The 17,902-nt window shown below is 62.1% G+C and carries 16 protein-coding genes; 5 read left to right on the plus strand and 11 right to left on the minus strand.

Going from position 1 to position 17,902, the window contains the following annotated elements; all coding sequences use genetic code 11:
• Window positions 1-7: 7 nt before the first annotated feature.
• The 8 genes from HFRIS_RS16025 to HFRIS_RS16065 form a co-directional block, all read right to left on the minus strand.
• On the minus strand, window positions 8-733 hold the full coding sequence (locus tag HFRIS_RS16025) for a type II secretion system protein (protein WP_081626877.1): 726 nt from the start codon (window positions 731-733) through the stop codon (window positions 8-10).
• The gene (locus tag HFRIS_RS16030) at window positions 730-1,368 is read right to left on the minus strand and encodes a type II secretion system protein (protein WP_006464456.1); all 639 of its coding nucleotides are present in this window, start codon (window positions 1,366-1,368) and stop codon (window positions 730-732) included. The genes HFRIS_RS16025 and HFRIS_RS16030 overlap by 4 nt, the downstream gene beginning before the upstream one ends.
• Window positions 1,369-1,440: 72 nt before the next feature.
• Complete coding sequence (locus HFRIS_RS16035; protein WP_006464457.1) at window positions 1,441-2,160, minus strand: type IV pilin protein; 720 nt, start codon at window positions 2,158-2,160, stop codon at window positions 1,441-1,443.
• 195 nt (window positions 2,161-2,355) lie between these two features.
• Window positions 2,356-3,921 (minus strand): ATP-binding protein, encoded by a 1,566-nt coding sequence (locus HFRIS_RS16040; protein WP_006464458.1) that lies wholly within the window; start codon window positions 3,919-3,921, stop codon window positions 2,356-2,358.
• Between the two features lie 1,250 nt (window positions 3,922-5,171).
• Complete coding sequence (locus tag HFRIS_RS16050) at window positions 5,172-6,584, minus strand: sensor histidine kinase (RefSeq protein WP_006464460.1); 1,413 nt, start codon at window positions 6,582-6,584, stop codon at window positions 5,172-5,174.
• Window positions 6,571-7,257 (minus strand): response regulator transcription factor, encoded by a 687-nt coding sequence (locus HFRIS_RS16055; RefSeq protein ID WP_039876089.1) that lies wholly within the window; start codon window positions 7,255-7,257, stop codon window positions 6,571-6,573. The genes HFRIS_RS16050 and HFRIS_RS16055 overlap by 14 nt, the downstream gene beginning before the upstream one ends.
• A 19-nt stretch (window positions 7,258-7,276) precedes the next feature.
• Window positions 7,277-8,068, minus strand: a complete 792-nt coding sequence (locus HFRIS_RS16060; protein ID WP_006464462.1) for a MipA/OmpV family protein — start codon at window positions 8,066-8,068, stop codon at window positions 7,277-7,279.
• A 103-nt stretch (window positions 8,069-8,171) separates the two neighbouring features.
• Window positions 8,172-9,080 carry a LysR family transcriptional regulator gene (locus tag HFRIS_RS16065; protein WP_006464463.1) on the minus strand — a complete coding sequence of 303 codons (909 nt, stop codon included), beginning with the start codon at window positions 9,078-9,080 and terminating at the stop codon, window positions 8,172-8,174.
• A 269-nt stretch (window positions 9,081-9,349) separates the two neighbouring features.
• Between HFRIS_RS16065 and aceB the strand changes: the two genes are divergently transcribed.
• Window positions 9,350-10,936, plus strand: coding sequence for a malate synthase A (gene aceB, locus HFRIS_RS16070; protein ID WP_006464464.1), 1,587 nt, complete (start codon window positions 9,350-9,352; stop codon window positions 10,934-10,936).
• Between the two features lie 184 nt (window positions 10,937-11,120).
• Here the strand turns inward: aceB and HFRIS_RS16075 are convergent, their stop codons facing one another.
• Window positions 11,121-11,327 (minus strand): cold-shock protein, encoded by a 207-nt coding sequence (locus tag HFRIS_RS16075; RefSeq protein WP_006464465.1) that lies wholly within the window; start codon window positions 11,325-11,327, stop codon window positions 11,121-11,123.
• Between the two features lie 132 nt (window positions 11,328-11,459).
• Here HFRIS_RS16075 and HFRIS_RS25465 point away from each other — a divergent pair, with 132 nt between their 5' ends.
• Window positions 11,460-11,609: a hypothetical protein gene (locus HFRIS_RS25465; protein WP_161625982.1), complete on the plus strand. Its 150-nt coding sequence runs from the start codon at window positions 11,460-11,462 to the stop codon at window positions 11,607-11,609.
• A 22-nt stretch (window positions 11,610-11,631) separates the two neighbouring features.
• Here the strand turns inward: HFRIS_RS25465 and ispF are convergent, their stop codons facing one another.
• Window positions 11,632-12,141 carry a 2-C-methyl-D-erythritol 2,4-cyclodiphosphate synthase gene (ispF, locus tag HFRIS_RS16080; protein ID WP_006464466.1) on the minus strand — a complete coding sequence of 170 codons (510 nt, stop codon included), beginning with the start codon at window positions 12,139-12,141 and terminating at the stop codon, window positions 11,632-11,634.
• The gene (gene ispD, locus HFRIS_RS16085; RefSeq protein ID WP_039876092.1) at window positions 12,138-12,872 is read right to left on the minus strand and encodes a 2-C-methyl-D-erythritol 4-phosphate cytidylyltransferase; all 735 of its coding nucleotides are present in this window, start codon (window positions 12,870-12,872) and stop codon (window positions 12,138-12,140) included. Before ispD ends, ispF begins: the two co-directional genes overlap by 4 nt.
• Before the next feature lie 220 nt (window positions 12,873-13,092).
• Between ispD and mfd the strand changes: the two genes are divergently transcribed.
• The 3 genes from mfd to HFRIS_RS16100 all read left to right on the plus strand — a co-directional run bounded on the left by mfd (window position 13,093) and on the right by HFRIS_RS16100 (window position 17,864).
• Window positions 13,093-16,530, plus strand: a complete 3,438-nt coding sequence (gene mfd, locus HFRIS_RS16090; RefSeq protein WP_006464468.1) for a transcription-repair coupling factor — start codon at window positions 13,093-13,095, stop codon at window positions 16,528-16,530.
• A 66-nt stretch (window positions 16,531-16,596) separates the two neighbouring features.
• Entirely contained in the window at window positions 16,597-17,463 is an 867-nt protein-coding gene (gene serB, locus HFRIS_RS16095; RefSeq protein ID WP_006464469.1) for a phosphoserine phosphatase SerB, read from the plus strand.
• A 38-nt stretch (window positions 17,464-17,501) separates the two neighbouring features.
• Window positions 17,502-17,864, plus strand: a complete 363-nt coding sequence (locus tag HFRIS_RS16100) for a DUF4870 family protein (protein ID WP_006464470.1) — start codon at window positions 17,502-17,504, stop codon at window positions 17,862-17,864.
• Window positions 17,865-17,902 lie beyond the last annotated feature (38 nt).

The raw sequence follows: 17,902 nt of genomic DNA on the forward strand, positions 1-17,902 counted from the left end.
GTCATGCCTAGAGAGCGTGGTTGTTGCTCGTGAGGAAGAGGGTGAAGTAAGGTAGAGCGGTTTCGCACAGGAGGCTCAGCGTGGCGGGATTGAGAGGGGTATAGGGGTCACTCTTGATCACAAACACGTTGGCCAGCGGCGTGGTCAGCGCACGGTTTGCATTCAGCGCGACCGAACGCAGCGCTGGCTTGGTGACATCTTCACCGGTAGTGGCCGCGCCGGCCAGGGCGTGCCGTAGTCCGGAAGTATTCAGGGTCGATTCCAGGTTCTGCACGATGTCCGGACACAGGCGCGCAGGCAGACCTGATACATGCAATACCCAACTGCTCCTGCCGCCGCCGATCAGTGGCTCCAAGAACAACCGCCCGCCCCAGGTATTGTTGATTTGGGTCTTGTCACCGACGCCAGCCCCTACATATTGCCGGGCCACGGTGGCACCGCTGGCTAGTGTGCCGGTATCGATTGGGGCGGAACCGTCATCGTTCACCAAGAAATTCTGCAGTGACAGCATCGTCTGTTGCAAAAAGCGGGATGACGAGCTTACCTCGGCCTGATCAAGCTGCTGACGCAATACCTCTAGCGAGGCCACTACAAGAATGGCGGAAATGGCCATTGAGACGGATAACTCAATCAGCGTGAAACCACATTGGCGCAGCCGTCGCAAAGGGGCGTAGGTGGCTCTGCCATGGATGTGTCTGGAGTTGCCCCGCTGGGATAGGGTGAAAGGGGTCATCGTAGTTTGGATCTCACTAGCAGTACACCGAAGTTGTTGCCAGCGTCTCGACAGGCCGCGGACAGCGCAGCAGGAGCAAGATCCTGGCCAAGATTTCTGACGATGCGCGGGACGGCGACGTTAAGGCCAGCGCTGATGGTGATCGCAGGCAGGTTGGAGTCAAGGCCGACAATGGGGGCCCAGCCAACAGGGTCGGCAATTCCGTCGGGAAAGACCACAAGTGCATCAGCTATCGGCGCGAACTGGAACAAGAGGTCGGCACAGTGCTTTGTCGGGATGGCATTCAGGTATAAACCCCAAGCCCGAGATGCAACTCCGATCGGTGCTACGCCGACGGCACCTCCGAATGGATGGGTCACGGTGACATTGTTCGCGCCGCGCTGGGTGATGAGGAAGTGGTTGAACGCGCCCAAGGACACCGCCTGCCGCAAGGTCAAACCGCCATAGTTGGGCAATTGGTCATAGGCATCGTTGATGCGCCTGATCGCGTTACCATTCTCGGCGGAGAGTTCATTGATTCTCTGTTGTGCGAGCAGCCATGTCGTGCCGGTAATACTGGTCAGCACGATCATGCCGGCCAGGGCCAGGGCCACGGAGAGCTCTACCAATGTGTAGCCGGAGTGGTGTTTTCTCATAGGAATGCGGATATTTTCTTTAATGCCGCCCCTCGGACCGAGGCGGCATCGAAAAGAACTATCCGAAGCGCATTACTTCCAGTTGATCAGACCGATGCTCACGGAGGCGTCGCCGGTGCCGCAGGCACGACCATTGGTCATCGCTGCGATATCGAGTGCACCGTTCGGCCGGTGTCCTTGCACTACCGCAGCGCCGCCTGTAGCCGGGACTGCAGTCCCGCCCCCCGCGGGAATTGCTTGCATGCCGGCTAAAGTCAACGTGGCAATGCCCGCAGCGGTAATCGAGCGGGTCCCCACCGTTGCCTCAGGTTGAACAAGAATGCCGCGTACGCCGGTAGCAGAAGCGGAAGAGACAATGTCGGCACACGAGGCAGTAGGAATGCCAGCTAAAGTAACAACATAGCCAGAGTTGCTTGCCGCGCCGGTGAATACGGTTGCGACATCAACGGTGGTGGGAAAACCAAAGCGGTTATTGGCGGTGCGGCTGGGGGCGGTACCCAGAATGTCGAAGGCGGCGTCAAAGGCGCCGAAGCCAATGGCGACTTCGGTTCCCAGGCCGGCGAAGGTGTTGGTCCGGGCATAGATCTTATCGATCTGGGCCATCATGCGGGGGATGCCGCTGACCACATCATTAGCCCGCGCTTGCCGCAGCACCACCTGCACCAGCGCAATGGCCGAGACCAGCAGCACGCCGGCAATGGCAACTGCCACTGACAGTTCGACAATGGTGAAACCGCTTTGCGTACGTGGAAGGGTGCGCGTCTTGTGTATTGCGTGAGGGGAGTAAAGCATTTTTAGTATTCCTTGAACTTCGTTAATGCCGTCTGAAAGGACGGCTCTGGTGATAAAACATGGGATGACCAATACAGGCGGGCGATGTGCTCGGGCCAGGCAAGCAGGGCGCCGACGCAGTTTCGCTGACTTGTCCGTCTTGATCTGTGTTGCATGGTCGTTATCGTCGGACTGGCGATTTATTTCCTCACGGGTCTATCTCCTTTCTCGCGGATCGAAACGCTTCGCCTGGATCGGCAAGACGAAGCGACGGGAATAGCTCAATACCCGCATGAAGCCGGGCAGGCGGAATTGCAGGATGTCGTCCTTGACGGCAGCAAACAGGTTTTGCACCGAGGCCAGGGCATCGACATCGATGTCGCTGGAGAGATGGCCGATGAAGAAATTTTCGGTCTGCGTCAGCAGGGAATAGCTGACCGAAGTCGGTGATTGGGTGGAATAGACAATGCCGATGCCGAACTTGGCACCTTCCTTGGCGAAGCGGGCATAGATGTCGGTGGTGTTCTTGCCGGCGGCCTCGACCGGGAAGATCATGTGTGCTTCTTCGAAGTAGATCTGCACGAAGCGCCCGGCCAGGGTGTTGGTGATGAACTTGTGTTCCTGCTGCTGGAACACGGCGGTGGAGATGATGCGAGAGAAGTAGCGCACGATGCGTTCATTGGCCGCGCCCAGGTCGATGATGACGGTCTTTCCCGTATCGATGGCGCGCAGGGTGTCATGCAGAAAATCGCTGGCGTTGGCGGAGTGGAACTGCAGGCATTCGCGCAGGAAGTAGGAACCCACGCCGTTGGTCTGGCAAAGCAGTTCTTGCACCACGCGGTCTTCCTCGTCGAACAGTTCGGTGCGGCCCACGCGCAGGTTGGGGTCGTTTGAATACTTGAGTGCGAAGGCCGAGAGCACGCGGACCTCCTCGGTCATCTCGAGGAAGCTGGTGGGCATCGGCGGCGGCACTTTCGATTTGATCGCCTGCCAGGCTGCCATGCGCAGCGCTTGCGTGAAGCCCACATTGATCAGTCCGCGTGTAGCGATTTCGGCGCAGACAGCCTCGCCCGGATCGAATCCTGCATCCTGCAGCAAGGTCCAGAACAGGCATAGCTTGCGGAAGGCGACGGTGCTGTCATGGGTGCGCCCGCCTTTCAGCGCCGATAGTGCGGGGAAACGGATCATCAGGAAGTTGCGCACCTCGGGGATGTCCAGTACCGAGGGCGTGAGCAATTCGGAGAAGATCGTCAGGGCGCATTCCGGGATGTCGTAGAAGTTATAGCGAAGGAACTCGCCGTTGCCGCGTGGCTGGGTTGAGAGGTAGTACACCTGGACGCGCTCGGGGTAGGCCGAGGCAATGGAAAAATTGCCGTCCTGGGGATTGTCGTTGGCGTATTCGCCGTTGACGTCGAACACCAGCTGGCCGACGTGACCACTCTCGCGGGTGGCATTGAGCACGCCCTGCATGAGCAGCTTGACGACGTTGGATTTGCCCAGCCGGGTCTTGCCGAACATGGCGGTGCGCTTGCCCACCACTTCATTGACGCTCATGGCCACCGGCATCGGGTGCGTAGCTTTGCTGGTATGTTCGCCCCAGCGCACATGGCCCAGTTCGAAGGTTTCGCCGACGTCATCCGACAGCGCCAGCAGGGCGCGCAGGATGGGCTCGGGCAGGACGTAGCATGCGCAGGAGGGCGAGAGCATCAGCGCACCATAGGCCGGTAGTCCGGCATAGTAGGACAGCCTGCCGCTGCGCTGGTCGACGCGGCAGCTGCCCATGACACGGCAGTGCAATTTGCACGTGGTGGTGTGGTCATCACGACGTGCCGTCACTTGCAGGAATCGCGCGAGGACAAATTCCTGCGTGCCGTTGGTGGACCAGTCAGGCGAGGCGATGGCGAGGAACTGCCCAGGGACAATGCCCGCGTGACTCAGCCGTTCGTAAGACGAACCAGCGGTGACTTTCAGGCCGTCCTGAGTTTCGAGCAGACCGAGGCTATCTTCTCGCGAAAAAAACATATCGTCGTATCAAAAATGAGGTGGGTGATCGGGTTCCAGAAATAGCTGAAACCTGTTTCACATCGTTCCAACCATGAAGCCGATTTGCCGACCTATGGATTGAATTTCTTCCTTGCTTGCCATTCTGTTCCCGAGCTAATTCGATCGGTCCCGCAACGCAGAGCGGTTCTGTCTTGCGGATTCGCGGCGACGGCAGTGATTGAGGTGGGTGGCTTCGCATCCGATTTGTGCTCTCGACGGATGTGGACGGAACACTGGGGCTGACACCCGATGACGTCGACGATGAGAGAGGAAGGCGAGAGCGTTGCTCATGGCTTTATTGGTGGAGCGGCTGCAAGATGCTCCACGGCGGTAGCGCTGCAAATCATTTATTCGGAGCGCTAATTTATTCCAAAACTTTTCGTCAGGACATTCAAAACGGACGAGATTTATTCATAAAAAATCAGCACCCGAGCAAAACAATTTCATATTTTCTCTATGCGGATGTGTCGTTGCATGTCACTGGCGGCTGCCGGCTTCTCTGATTGGGAGATACGGCGCGATGTCAGTTCGGTTCCCCGCCGGCGCCAGCCTGCTCGCGGAATTTGCATGACTACGCTAGCCGTTGGAATTTCACTTTGAAGGGGAGGGGGACGGGTCGGTGCCAGAAGTGATCTCCTGGTTATTTCCCTGCGCGCTCGCGGCGCTGGTGGGCGATCTACGTTCACGCCCTGGCCGCGCCGATGTGGCAGGTCGAAAAGTGTTTGATCAGATGGGGCAGGTCATGCGTGTCGACGCGGGACCCGTTCTCGCGGACGGAGAGGTGAATAGCACTAGCGTGCAGTGAAAAAGGGGGGGGGCGCCGCACACTGATTGGCACAACGGGTGATGCCTTAGGCGTCGCATCGCCCTCAGTGCGGCCTGGTAGCCCCACCACTGGCTTTCTCAGCTGATGCAGATGGTCAGCGTATTCAGGCTCAGCGAGGGCGAACCGTTGGTCCGACGCGACATTGAAGTCACGCTGACCGGGCCTACGCTGCCGGGTTGAATCGCACTTCGAAGACGGCCCCGCGTGGGCCGTTGCCTGCCGTGATTTCCCAGCCATGCGCCTGGGCGATCTCGGCGCAGATGGATAATCCCAGTCCCGCCCCCTGGTCACGTCGATGTGGTCCGCGCCAGAAGCGCTCGAACAGGTGGGGCAGGGCGTCTTCAGCGATGCCCGGTCCCTCGTCGCGTACCGACAGCCGTCGGGCATTGGCGTGCAGCGTCACGGTCCCGCCCGGCGGGCTGTGATGCAGGGCATTCTCCAGCAGGTTCTTGCACAACACCCCCAGCGCACCCGGATCAGCCAGGATCATGGATGGCGGCGCACTATCGGCCGGCCCGATCACCACCTTCACCGCCATCTGCTGCGCCAGCCGCTCTAGCTGGCTGGCGGCCTGCGCCCAGGCAGCCCGCGGCGCGGTCTGCTGCATGCTGTAGTTGTGGCGCTCGCTGGCTTCGGCCAGGGTCAGCAGTTGCTGCACCTGGCGTGCCATGCGGTCGATATCCTGCAGCAGTATTTCGCCGTCGGCGACGTCGCCCAGTTCGACCTGGCCGCGCATGAGGGTCAGTGGCGTCTTCAGTTCATGGGCCGCGGTGGCCAGGAAATCCCGCTGCTGGCGGTAGCCCTGCTCCAGTCGATCCAGTGCCAGGTTCACCGAGTGGAACAGCGGCGTGATCTCGCGGGGTACGTCTTGTACCGACAGGCGCGCCGACAGATTGTCGATGTCGATGGTGGCCGCCGCATTGGCGGCCCGGCGCAAGGGCTTGAGCAGATGATGCAGGGTCACCGCCACGACGATGGAAAACAGCAGCGCGCAGACAATGGCGCCGATGATGATCATCCAGGTCAGGCGCTGCCCCTTGTCATCCTGGATGATGCGTAGCAGGCGCTCGCTGCGCATGACCTGGACGTAGTAGTTGCGGCCGCCATGTTCGAACTGCCGGGTGAGTACATGCAGGGTGCGACCATCGACACGCAGTTTCAGTCGGGCTGGCGCGGGTGTGAAGGGATTGCCCGGCTCGGCATAGGGCTGGGTGATGCCATCCGAGGCCAGCAGAACGCGGCCCTGCTCATCCAGGATGCGATAGACGCTATCGGCCTTGAGGATTTCGTAGGCGGCGTCGTCCTTGTCGTTGATGGCGGTGCGGTAGGGGCGGTCGTTCTGGTCGAACTGCAGGCCCTTGATGACCTGGCTGGCATTGTTCTTCAGCGACAGGTCGGTCAGCAGGTCCGGCCCCCAGCGCAGCATCAGCGTGATGACACCGATGATCACGGCACCGGTAACCGAGAGCACCAGCGCAGTGACCAGCTGCAGGTGCAGGGCCAGGCTGCGATGGCAGCAAGCCCGGGAGGGGGCGGCGGTGGCACCGGCCAGGTCGGCGGTTTCAGGTGTCTTCATGAGGCATTTTCAGGGCGTAGCCCAATCCGCGCTGGTTGACGATCTGCACGCAGGAATCGATCCCGGCCAACTTGCGCCGCAGGCGATGCAAGGCCACGTCCAGCGCATTGGGCGTGACCGGCTCGGCAATGCCCCAGGCGGCGGCCTCCAGCGCGGTACGGCGCGCCGTGGCGCCCGCTGCGCGCACCAACACCAGCATCAGCTGCAGCTCGGCCGAGGACAGGGAAATTGACTCCGCTGCGCAGACCATGCGGCTTTCCATCGGGTCGATGCGCAGGTCACCGTGTTCCGGCGCCAGGCTTTGTTGTTGCGGCGCGCGGCGCATCAGGGCACGTACGCGTGCCACCAGCTCTTCCATCGAAAAGGGTTTGGGGAGGTAATCGTCGGCGCCCGCTTCCAGCCCGTCGATACGGTCGTGCAGGGCGTCGCGCGCGGTCAGCATGAGGCAGGGGGTATCGATGCGGCGGGCGCGCAACTGGCGCACCAGTTGCAGGCCGTCGCCATCGGGCAGGTTGCGATCCAGCACCAGGGCCGGATAGCGGATCTGTGCCAGGCCAGTGGTGGCCTGGGACAGCGTGCCGTAGACATCGGTCTCGATGCCTGCCGTCGCCAGCGCCCGGCTGACCAGCGCGGCCATGCGTTCATGGTCTTCCAGCAGGGCGATGCGATTCATCATGAAGGAATGGACCCCGTCAGAAGTGGTAGAGATAACCGGCGCGCACCCCGGCGGCGCTGCTGCGATCGACCAGCGGGCTATCGGTGATGCCGCTGCCGAAGCGGGTCACGCGCAGATCCAGGAACAGCGACTGCGAGGAAGTCATCTGCCAGTCGGTGCGCAGGCCACCCACCAGGTTTGCGGTCGAGCTGCCCTGGTAGAAGGCGCGACCGGCCCGGACCTCGTTGCTGCGTACGCCGAAGTAATAGTCCACATAGTCGCTGCTCATCCAGTTCACTCCCAGGTAGGGTACCAGCGTAAAGCGGCCGCTCTTGAAACGGTGCTCTGCGCGCAGTTTGACGGTCTGCCCATGGCTGTTGCCGGATGCATCGGCCAGCCATTCCAGGGACAGGTCGGCATACGGGTTGCGCCACAGGGCGGCACCGCCCAGCCAGAAACCACCCTTGCGCTTTTCCATGCCATTCAGGATGGGCGCATCGCTGCCTTCATAGCCTTCATCGGCATACTGCGCGCGCAGAGAGAAGCCGACCGGACCGACGGCACCCAGCTTTAGGTCGGCCGTGGTGCCGAGCAAGCGGAACCGGGGGCCATTGTACATAAGCAGGGGCAGCGCCCGGGTGCGATTGCCGTAGCCGGCATAAGGACTGCGTTCTACGCCCACGCCGGCACCCAGCGCCCATTGGCTGTTGTTGGAGCTGCTGTCGGCAACGGGCTCGGTGGTGGCGGATTGCTGGCCGTGGGCCAGGAGGGGCAACATCAGTAGCGCGGCGCAGGCCAGGGGCGTGCGCGGAGAGAAGCGGATCGACATGGGGACTCCAGGGGAGGGGAAAGACGTCAAGGGGGATGCGACGCCGGCATCATCCCGTGAGCTGTCTTACCGCATCCTTACCTGCGGCACATGTCAACAGTGATCATCTGGCCTGTTTCCAGTAATCCGGCTGGGCATATGCATGCCGCAGGAAATCCACGAAAGCGCGGATACGCAAGGGCAGGTGGCGTCGCTGTGCGAACACGGCGTAGATGGAGGGGGCCGGGGCGGCAAACTTGTCCAGCACCGTGACCAGTTCCCCGGCCTCGATGGCGGCGCCGACTTCCCACATCGAACGCCAGGCTAGTCCGCGACCGGCCAGCGCCCAGTTGTGTAACACCTCACCGTCATTGCAGACCATGTTGCCGCCGACCTTGTAGATGCTGACCTTGCCCGATTGCTTCAGGGTCCAGCCGCGCTGGCTGCCTTCGCTGCTCATGGCCAGGCAATTGTGGCGCACCAGCTCATCGGGGGTCTGCGGCGTGCCATGGCGACGCAGGTAGGAGGGTGCAGCGACGATGACGCGGTGGTTTTCCGCCAGCTTCACGCTCACCAGGTTGGAGTCGGTCAGGGTGGCGATGCGGATGGCCACGTCTATTCCTTCACCGATGACGTCGGCAATGCGATCGTTCAGGTTCAGCGTGAGCGTGACGTCGCGGTGCTCGGCCAGGAAGGAGGGGACCAGAGGCGCCACGTGCTGGCGTCCGAACCCGGCCGGGGCCGAGATCAGCAATTGCCCGCTGGCGCGGGCGCTGCGTTCGGAGACGGCCGATTCGGCATCTTCCAGGTCGGCCAGGATGCGCTGGCAGTCTTCCAGGAAGGCGGCACCTTCATTGGTGAGGACGATCTTGCGGGTGGTCCGCTGCAGCAGTTTCACGCCCAGGCGCTCTTCCAGTGCGTCCAGCCGGCGGCCTATCATGGCCGGGGCGATGCCCTCGGCGCGGGCGGCGGCCGAGAGGCTGCCACGGGTGGCGACCTCGGCAAAGGTCGAAATCTGCTTGAACTGGTCCATGCGGGTCCCTGGGAAGAGGCTGGAATCGGGGCAAAGCCGCGCCGGGAGTGGCACAGGCCGCATCATCACTACCTGCGGATTATCTGCTCACTTATGACTAAAACGCAAAGATAAAGTGATAAAAGCTTCCACTCATAGGGATTTTGTTTAAATATACTGCGTACATAAAGTGCGTGATGCGATGCAAAAAGCGACAGCGCATCAGGCACAATTATGAAAACAAGATAAACAAGCTCACCTAGTCCATTTTTCTTTTTGAGGAGTCCAGCATGACGCAATTGAAGCTGCCCACCGGCATGGAAATCTCCGGCGAGATCAAGCCGGGTTACGAAAACGTCCTGACCTTCGAGGCCCTGTCGCTGGTCGCCAAGCTCTCGCGCGCCTTCGAAGGCCGCCGTCAGGAACTGCTGGCCGCCCGCGCCGAGCGCGTCAAGCGCCTGGATGCCGGCGAGCGCCCCGATTTCCTGAAGGAAACCGAATCCATCCGCACCGGCGACTGGAAGATCGCGCCCATCCCCGAGGCACTGAAGTGCCGTCGCGTGGAAATCACCGGTCCGGTGGAACGCAAGATGGTCATCAACGCCTTCAACTCGGGCGCCGACAGCTACATGACCGACTTCGAGGATTCCAACTCGCCGGTCTGGGATAACCAGATCAGCGGCCAGATCAACCTGTCCGACGCCATCCGTCGCACCATCTCGCTGGAATCCAACGGCAAGAGCTACAAGCTCAACGACAAGATCGCCACCCTGGTGGTGCGTCCGCGTGGCTGGCACCTGGATGAAAAGCACGTCACCCTGGACGGCAAGCGCATCTCCGGCGGCATCTTCGATTTCGCCCTGTTCCTGTTCCACAACGCCAAGGAGCAGTTGGCCCGTGGCGCCGGCCCGTACTTCTACCTGCCCAAGATGGAGTCGCACCTGGAAGCGCGTCTGTGGAACGACATCTTCGTCATGGCGCAGAACGAGATCGGTCTGCCGCAAGGCACCATCAAGGCCACCGTGCTGATCGAGACCATCACCGCCGCCTTCGAGATGGAAGAAATCCTCTATGAGCTGCGCGAGCACAGCGCCGGCCTGAACGCCGGTCGTTGGGACTACATCTTCTCCTGCATCAAGAAGTTCAAGAACGACAAGGACTTCTGCCTGGCCGATCGCGCCAAGGTCACCATGACGTCGCCCTTCATGCGCGCCTATGCATTGCTGCTGCTGAAGACCTGCCACAAGCGCGGCGCCCCGGCCATCGGCGGCATGAGCGCGCTGATCCCGATCAAGAACGACCCGGAAAAGAACGCCGTGGCCATGCAGGGCATCATCAACGACAAGCGTCGTGACGCCACCGACGGCTACGACGGCGGCTGGGTTGCGCACCCGGGCCTGGTCGAGGCATCGATGAAGGAATTCGTGGCGGTGCTGGGCGACAAGCCCAACCAGTTCGAAAAGCAGCGTCCGGATGTGGACGTGAAGGCGGCCGACCTGCTGAACTTCCAGCCGGAGACCCCGATCACCGAAGCCGGCCTGCGCTATAACATCAACGTCGGCATCCACTACCTGGGTGCCTGGCTGGCCGGCAACGGTTGCGTGCCCATCCATAACCTGATGGAAGATGCGGCCACCGCCGAGATCAGCCGTGCCCAGGTGTGGCAGTGGATCCGCAGCGCCAAGGGCAATCTGGAAGATGGCCGCAAGGTCAGCGCCGACATGGTGCGCGCCATGATCCCGGAAGAGCTGGCCAAGGTGAAGCAGGTGGCTGGTGACGGTCCTACCTATGACCGTGCGGCCAAGATCTTCGAAGAGATGTCCACCTCCGAGACCTTTGCCGAGTTCCTGACGCTGCCGCTGTACGAAGAAATCTGATTCAGATTCGCTTCAGGCAGAATGAACATCCCCGCCACTCGCAAGAGTGGCGGGGATTTTTCATGGGCCGGGGTGCTGTCGAGATGAAGTGCAGCTCGTCCGTACGGCATATCCCGGACAGATGCAAAAGCGACAGACGAAAAAAATCCCCGACGAGTCGGGGATTTTTTTTAGCTTGAAAAGCTTAAGCAGCCGGAACGATGTTCGAAGCTTGCTTGCCCTTCGGGCCGGTGGTCACTTCGAAGGAAACGCGTTGGTTTTCCTTCAGCGACTTGAAGCCATTCGATTGAATAGCCGAGAAGTGAGCGAACAGATCTTCGCCGCCTTCGTCCGGGGTGATGAAGCCAAAACCTTTTGCATCGTTGAACCACTTGACGGTACCAGTTGCCATTACGGACTCCTAAATTTAATTGATTGGGGCTTGCGCCCGGCTCTTTATCGTTACTCGGGAGGAATGACAGCGAAGAACCGCACTACCAGCTCGAATCCTAACGACGCGACGATTATACTCATTAAATCGAGAATGCAAGCCATTTTCGGCTCGAAAGTTCAATTAAAAGTTTTAATGGTTTTTTTCGGTGCTTTAGCTTTCTCTGCATGCTGGCAAATGGTGCAGGATGTCGCCCTGTATCCCTTGTCTGGTGCGGCTTTCCGGCTGTCGGACAATGTCTGACATTGTCCTGTCGGGCAGTTTCCTACAGCGCTTTTTCGGCGTTTTGGCGGTAGATCAGCACAACGGCATCCGTCGCAATCCCTTCTTCACGACCCAAAAAACCCATTTTTTCGTTGGTTTTCGCCTTGATGTTCACTTGCTGCTCAGAAATCCCCAGATCGGCCGCGACATTGACCACCATGGCCGGAATATGCGGTGCCATCTTGGGGGCCTGGGCGATGATGGTGGCATCCACGTTACCCACGGCATAGCCAGCCGCTGCCAGGCGTTTGCCGGCTTCGCGCAGCAGCACGCGTGAGTCGGCGCCCTTGAATTGCGGGTCGGTATCGGGGAAGTGGCGACCGATGTCGCCCAGCGCGGCCGCACCGAAGAGGGCGTCGGTGATGGCGTGCAGCAGGGCGTCAGCGTCGGAGTGGCCCAAGAGGCCCTTCTTGTGGGGGATGGTGACGCCGCCCAGGATCAGCGGGCGGCCTTCGACCAGGGCGTGACAGTCATAACCCTGGCCGATGCGGAAGGGGAAGGCAATGCTCATGCGTGCGGACCTTTCAGGAAGAATTCGGCCAGCGCGGCGTCCTGCGCCAGCGTGACCTTGAGATTACGGGGGCTGCCTTCGACCAGGCGCGGGCGCAGGCCCAGCATTTCGATCGCGCTGGCGTCATCCGTGATGGCGGCCAGACGGTCCTGCTGGCGCGCCTGTTCCAGGGCGTGCTGCAGCAAGGCGTAGCGGAACATCTGCGGTGTCTGCGCCGCCCACAGGCCGGCGCGCGGCACGGTGTCCTGCGAGCGGGACTGGTCATCACTGCGTTTGAGGGTATCCACCACCGGCAGCGCCAGCAGGCCGCCAACCTCATCATTGGCCAGCGCAACGAGCAGACGGTCGATCAGCGCGCCGTCCAGGCCGGGGCGGGCGGCGTCGTGGACCAGCACCCAGTCGCCATCGGCGGCCTGGGCGCGGATGGCCTGCAGGCCATTGAAGACACTGTCCTGCCGCGTCGCCCCACCCACGCGCAGCACCGTGGTGTGCGCCAGCAGGGCGGGGGGGAGCAGGGCGTCGATCCAGCCATCCTCGGGGCTGACCACCACGAAACTGTGGTCGATACGCGGATGCGCGGCAAAGGTCTCCAATGCATGCAGCAGCATGGGCTTGCCGGCCAGTGTCATGTATTGCTTGGGAATTTGCGCGCCCATGCGGGCGCCCACGCCGGCGGCCGGGATCAGCGCGTAATGTTGCGAGGTAGCGGGGGAAGACGACGGAGCGTTCATGCGGGCCAGACCGGCCCCGCTCACGGCCCGCCTGGCGGCGGCCTGGGATGGGACCATCGTTTATAATGAGAGGCTGAATTCTAATGCCAATCCCTTGCAAACGGCCGGCATTTTGCGGCGCCGCACGCGCGGTGGCCGCTGCTGATGCACCTGTCCAATGAACCGAATGAGGCCGCACCAGGCCGAACCCAGTCGAGTTAAGCCGATCCCCCGATCCTGAATGTCCTTCGATCCGAAAAAATCCCTGCCCAAGACGGGTGTCCGTTTCCAGCCGCCGGCCGTGCACGGTTCGGCCGATGCCTACCTGCTGGCCCAGGCCGCCCTGGCACTCAAGGCCGAAGGCCGCATGCTGGCCGTGGTAGTGGCCGGGGCTACCGACGCCCAGCGCCTGCTTTCCGAAATCCCCTGGTTCCAGCCCAAGGAAGGCCAGCGCCTGCGCTGCCACCTGCTGCCGGACTGGGAGACGCTGCCCTACGACGCCTTCTCGCCGCACCAGGACCTGGTCTCCGAACGCCTGGCCACGCTCTATGAAGTGCAGTCCGGCCAGTGCGACCTGCTGATCGTGCCGGCCACCACGGCGCTGCTGCGCATGGCGCCACCGCAGTTCCTGGCCGCCTATACCTTCTTCTTCAAGCAGGGCGAGAAACTCGACGAGGCCAAGCTCAAGTCCCAGCTCACCCTGGCCGGTTACACCCACGTCGGACAGGTGATGTCGCCGGGCGAGTATTCGGTACGCGGCGGCCTGATCGACATCTTCCCCATGGGTTCGGTGCTGCCGTACCGGCTGGACCTGTTCGGCGACACCATCGAAACCATCCGCACCTTCGATGCCGACACCCAGCGCTCGCTCTATCCGGTACCGGAAGTGCGCCTGCTGCCGGGCCGCGAATTCCCCATGGACGAGGCGGCGCGCCTGGCCTTCCGCAACCGTTGGCGCGAAGTGTTCGAGGGCGACCCCACGCGCTCGGCCATCTATAAGGACATCGGCAACGGCATCGCCTCGGCCGGCATCGAATATTACCTGCCGCTGTTCTTCGACGAGACGGCCACGCTGTTCCAGTACCTGCCCGCCAACGCCATGTTCGCCACCGTGGGCGACATCGAGCAGTCCATCAAGCGCTTCTGGAGCGATACCCGCTCGCGCTGGACCTTCCTCAATGCCGACCGTGAACGTCCGGTGCTGGAGCCCAAGGCCATCTATCTGGATGATGAAGATTTCTTCACCCTCCTCAAGCCGCATGCCCGTTGGGTGCTCAAGACCGACGATGCCCCCTCGGCGATATCCGCGCCGCTGCCCAATATCGCTGTCAACCGCCGCGCTGATGATCCGCTGGTGAACCTGCGCAGCTTCTTGCTCAAGGGTGCCGAACGCGTGCTGATCTGCGCCGAGACCAATGGCCGGCGCGAAACCCTGCAGCAATACTTCGCCGAATACGACCTGCACCCAGTGCTGTGCGAGGACTGGGAGGCTTTCCTGGCCAGCGACGAACCGCTGATGCTGGGCGTAGCGCCGCTGCAGGCCGGCTTCATCACCGCCGACGGTCTGGCACTGCTGACCGAGACCGAACTGTATGCCGGCAGCGGCCGCCGCGTGGGCAGCCGCAAGCAGCAGGCGGCCACCGATGTCGAGTACATGGTGCGCGACCTGTCGGAACTGAAGATCGGTGACCCGGTGGTCCACAGCAGTCACGGCATCGGCCGCTACATGGGTCTGGTCAGCATGGACCTGGGCGAGGGCGAGACCGAATTCCTGCATCTGGAATACGCCAAGGAGACCAAGCTCTACGTGCCGGTCTCGCAGTTGCATGTCATTTCGCGCTATTCCGGCGCCTCGCCGGAAGATGCGCCGCTGCATGCGCTGGGCTCCGGCCAGTGGGAAAAGGCCAAGCGCAAGGCGGCCCAGCAGGTGCGCGATACCGCCGCCGAATTGCTGAACCTGTACGCCCGCCGGGCGCTGCGGCAGGGTCATGCATTCCAGTATTCGGCGCATGACTATGAAGCCTTTGCCGACAGTTTCGGCTTCGAGGAAACGGCCGACCAGGCCGCCGCCATCAACGCCGTCATCAAGGACATGACCGGCGGCAAGCCCATGGATCGCCTGATCTGCGGCGACGTCGGCTTCGGCAAGACCGAGGTCGCCCTGCGTGCCGCCTTCGTGGCAGTGATGGGTGGCAAGCAGGTGGCCATCCTGGCACCGACCACGCTGCTGGCCGAGCAGCATGCGACCACCTTCGCCGACCGCTTCGCCAACTGGCCGGTGAAGATCGCCGAACTGTCGCGCTTCCGTACCGGCAAGGAAGTCACGCAAGCCATCAAGGGCCTGGCCGATGGCACCATCGACATCGTCATCGGCACCCACAAGCTGCTCTCGGATGAAGTGAAGTTCTCGCGCCTGGGCCTGGTCATCATCGACGAGGAACACCGCTTCGGCGTGCGCCAGAAGGAGGCGCTCAAGTCCCTGCGCGCCGAGGTCGATGTATTGACGCTCACCGCCACCCCCATCCCGCGTACGCTGGGTATGGCGCTGGAAGGGCTGCGTGATTTTTCGGTCATCGCCACGGCGCCGCAGAAGCGCCTGGCCATCAAGACCTTCGTGCGGGGCGAGAGCGAATCCACGATCCGCGAAGCCTGCCTGCGCGAATTGAAGCGGGGTGGCCAGGTCTATTTCCTGCACAACGAAGTGGAGACCATCGCCAACCGCAAGGCGGCGCTGGAAGCATTGCTGCCCGAGGCCCGCATCGCCGTGGCGCACGGCCAGATGCACGAGCGCGACCTGGAAAAGGTGATGCGCGACTTCGTGGCGCAGCGTTTCAACATCCTGTTGTGCACCACCATCATCGAGACCGGCATCGACGTGCCCACCGCCAACACCATCATCATGCACCGTGCCGACAAGTTCGGCCTGGCGCAGTTGCACCAGTTGCGGGGTCGGGTCGGCCGTTCGCACCACCAGGCCTATGCATACCTGCTGGTGCAAGACGTGCAGGGTCTGACCAAGCAGGCGCAGCGGCGCCTGGAAGCGATCCAGCAGATGGAGGAACTGGGCAGCGGTTTCTACCTGGCCATGCACGACCTGGAAATCCGCGGTGCCGGCGAAGTACTGGGCGACCACCAGTCGGGCGAGATCCACGAGATCGGTTTCCAGATGTATTCCGACATGTTGAACGAAGCCGTGCGCGCCCTGAAGGATGGCCGCGAGCCCGACCTGGCCGCCCCGCTCTCGACCACCACCGAGATCAACCTGCACGCCCCCGCCTTGCTGCCCAATGATTATTGCGGCGACGTGCACGAGCGTCTGTCGCTCTACAAGCGCTTCGCCAACTGCGAAAAGTCCGACGCCATCGACGCCCTGCAGGAAGAACTGATCGACCGCTTCGGCAAGCTGCCCGACCCGGCCAAGGCGCTGATCGAAACGCATCGCCTGCGCATCGCCGCCAAGCCGCTGGGGATCATCAAGATCGATGCCCATTCCGAGGCGGCCTTGCTGCAGTTCGTCCCCAATCCGCCGATCGATGCCATGCGCATCATCGAACTGGTGCAGAAGAACCGCCAGGTCAAGCTCAATGGCCCGGACAAGCTGCGCATCACCGCCAGCATGCCCGACCTGGCGGCGCGGGTGCAGCAGGTCAAGACCACCATGAAGGCGCTGACCGGCTGATCGCCTGAGCCCGGCTCACCAGCGTTTTTACAACGAATCACGCATCAACGACATCACCCCAAGAACATGAACCTGATCCTGCAAGCCCCCAAGCAACACGCTGTCTCGACCGCCGACATCGAGGCCATTGCCGCCCTGGCCGGTGGTCGCGCCGAACGCATCGCCCCCAGCCGCGTGGCCGACGCCGACGCCTGGCGTGTGGCCGGCGTGAGCCTGAGCGATGCGCTCAAGGCCAGCATCGATGGCGCCTGCCTGAAGGCCCATTTGGACTACGCCTTCATCGAGGAAGGTCGCAAGCTGGCCGATTTCCGCCTGGTCGCCATGGACATGGATTCGACCCTCATCACCATCGAATGCATCGACGAGATCGCCGACATGCAGGGCCTGAAGCCCCAGGTCGCCGAGATCACCGAGGCCGCCATGCGCGGCGAGATCGAATTCAACGAAAGCCTGACCCGCCGCGTGGCGCTGTTGAAGGGCCTGGATGCCGGCGCCCTGCAACGCGTCTATGACGAACGTCTGCAGCTCTCGCCGGGGGCGGAAAACATGCTGAAGGCCGTGCAGGCGGCCGGCCTGAAGACCTTGCTGGTCTCAGGAGGCTTCACTTTCTTCACCGACCGCATGAAGCAACGCCTGGGCCTGGATTACACCCACGCCAATACCCTGGAAGTGGCCGACGGCAAGTTGACCGGCAAGGTGGTCGGCGGCATCGTCAATGCGGACGAAAAGCGTGCCACGGTCGAACGCATCTGCCGCGAGATCGGCGCCGAGCCGTCCCAGGCCATCGTCATGGGCGACGGCGCCAATGACCTGCGCATGATGGGCATCTCGGGCCTGTCGGTCGCCTTCCGTGCCAAGCCGGTGGTACGCGCCCAGGCCAGCGTGGGCTTGAATTTCGTCGGGCTGGACGGCATCTTGAACTTGCTGGCCTGAATCCAGGACCAGCCAACCGACCCACTTCAGGAGACACGATGAACCAGGAACTGGTATTGGATTCGCAAACGCAATCGGGCCGAGACCTGGTGTGGTGGCTTTATCTGGCTCATGCCGCCTGCCTGGTGTTTTCGTTGGGCATGCTGTCTTGCCTGCCGCTGATCGTCAATTACCTCAAGCGCGGCGATGTCCGCGATACCTTCCTTTATACCCATCATCGCTGGCAGATCCGCTCGTTCTGGTGGTACCTGTTCTGGCTCATCGCCGGTGGCGTGCTGTGGGCGACCGTGATCGGCATCCCGCTGGCGGTGCTGGTGTTCGCCCTGGCCTGGATATGGAAGGCCTACCGGCTCATCAAGGGTTTCCTTGATCTGCAGGACAACAAGCCCATGCCGGTGTGATCCGGCCGGCCGCTCCGGCTGATCTCATCACTGCCACG

Origin of the sequence: Herbaspirillum frisingense GSF30 (assembly GCF_000300975.2) — a bacterium.
In the GTDB taxonomy this organism is placed as follows: Bacteria; Pseudomonadota; Gammaproteobacteria; order Burkholderiales; family Burkholderiaceae_D; genus Herbaspirillum; species Herbaspirillum frisingense.

Coding starts and splice junctions, on each gene's coding strand:
- HFRIS_RS16075 (WP_006464465.1), bottom strand. CDS start 11,327: ATGGCAACTGGTACCGTCAAGTGGTTCAACGATGCAAAAGGTTTTGGC.
- HFRIS_RS16030 (WP_006464456.1), bottom strand. CDS start 1,368: ATGAGAAAACACCACTCCGGCTACACATTGGTAGAGCTCTCCGTGGCC.
- serB (WP_006464469.1), top strand. CDS start 16,597: ATGAACCTGATCCTGCAAGCCCCCAAGCAACACGCTGTCTCGACCGCC.
- HFRIS_RS16055 (WP_039876089.1), bottom strand. CDS start 7,257: ATGAATCGCATCGCCCTGCTGGAAGACCATGAACGCATGGCCGCGCTG.
- HFRIS_RS16065 (WP_006464463.1), bottom strand. CDS start 9,080: ATGGACCAGTTCAAGCAGATTTCGACCTTTGCCGAGGTCGCCACCCGT.
- aceB (WP_006464464.1), top strand. CDS start 9,350: ATGACGCAATTGAAGCTGCCCACCGGCATGGAAATCTCCGGCGAGATC.
- ispF (WP_006464466.1), bottom strand. CDS start 12,141: ATGAGCATTGCCTTCCCCTTCCGCATCGGCCAGGGTTATGACTGTCAC.
- HFRIS_RS16035 (WP_006464457.1), bottom strand. CDS start 2,160: ATGCTTTACTCCCCTCACGCAATACACAAGACGCGCACCCTTCCACGT.
- HFRIS_RS16040 (WP_006464458.1), bottom strand. CDS start 3,921: ATGGGCAGCTGCCGCGTCGACCAGCGCAGCGGCAGGCTGTCCTACTAT.
- ispD (WP_039876092.1), bottom strand. CDS start 12,872: ATGAACGCTCCGTCGTCTTCCCCCGCTACCTCGCAACATTACGCGCTG.
- HFRIS_RS16050 (WP_006464460.1), bottom strand. CDS start 6,584: ATGAAGACACCTGAAACCGCCGACCTGGCCGGTGCCACCGCCGCCCCC.
- HFRIS_RS16060 (WP_006464462.1), bottom strand. CDS start 8,068: ATGTCGATCCGCTTCTCTCCGCGCACGCCCCTGGCCTGCGCCGCGCTA.
- HFRIS_RS16025 (WP_081626877.1), bottom strand. CDS start 733: ATGACCCCTTTCACCCTATCCCAGCGGGGCAACTCCAGACACATCCAT.
- HFRIS_RS16100 (WP_006464470.1), top strand. CDS start 17,502: ATGAACCAGGAACTGGTATTGGATTCGCAAACGCAATCGGGCCGAGAC.
- mfd (WP_006464468.1), top strand. CDS start 13,093: ATGTCCTTCGATCCGAAAAAATCCCTGCCCAAGACGGGTGTCCGTTTC.
- HFRIS_RS25465 (WP_161625982.1), top strand. CDS start 11,460: ATGCAAGCCATTTTCGGCTCGAAAGTTCAATTAAAAGTTTTAATGGTT.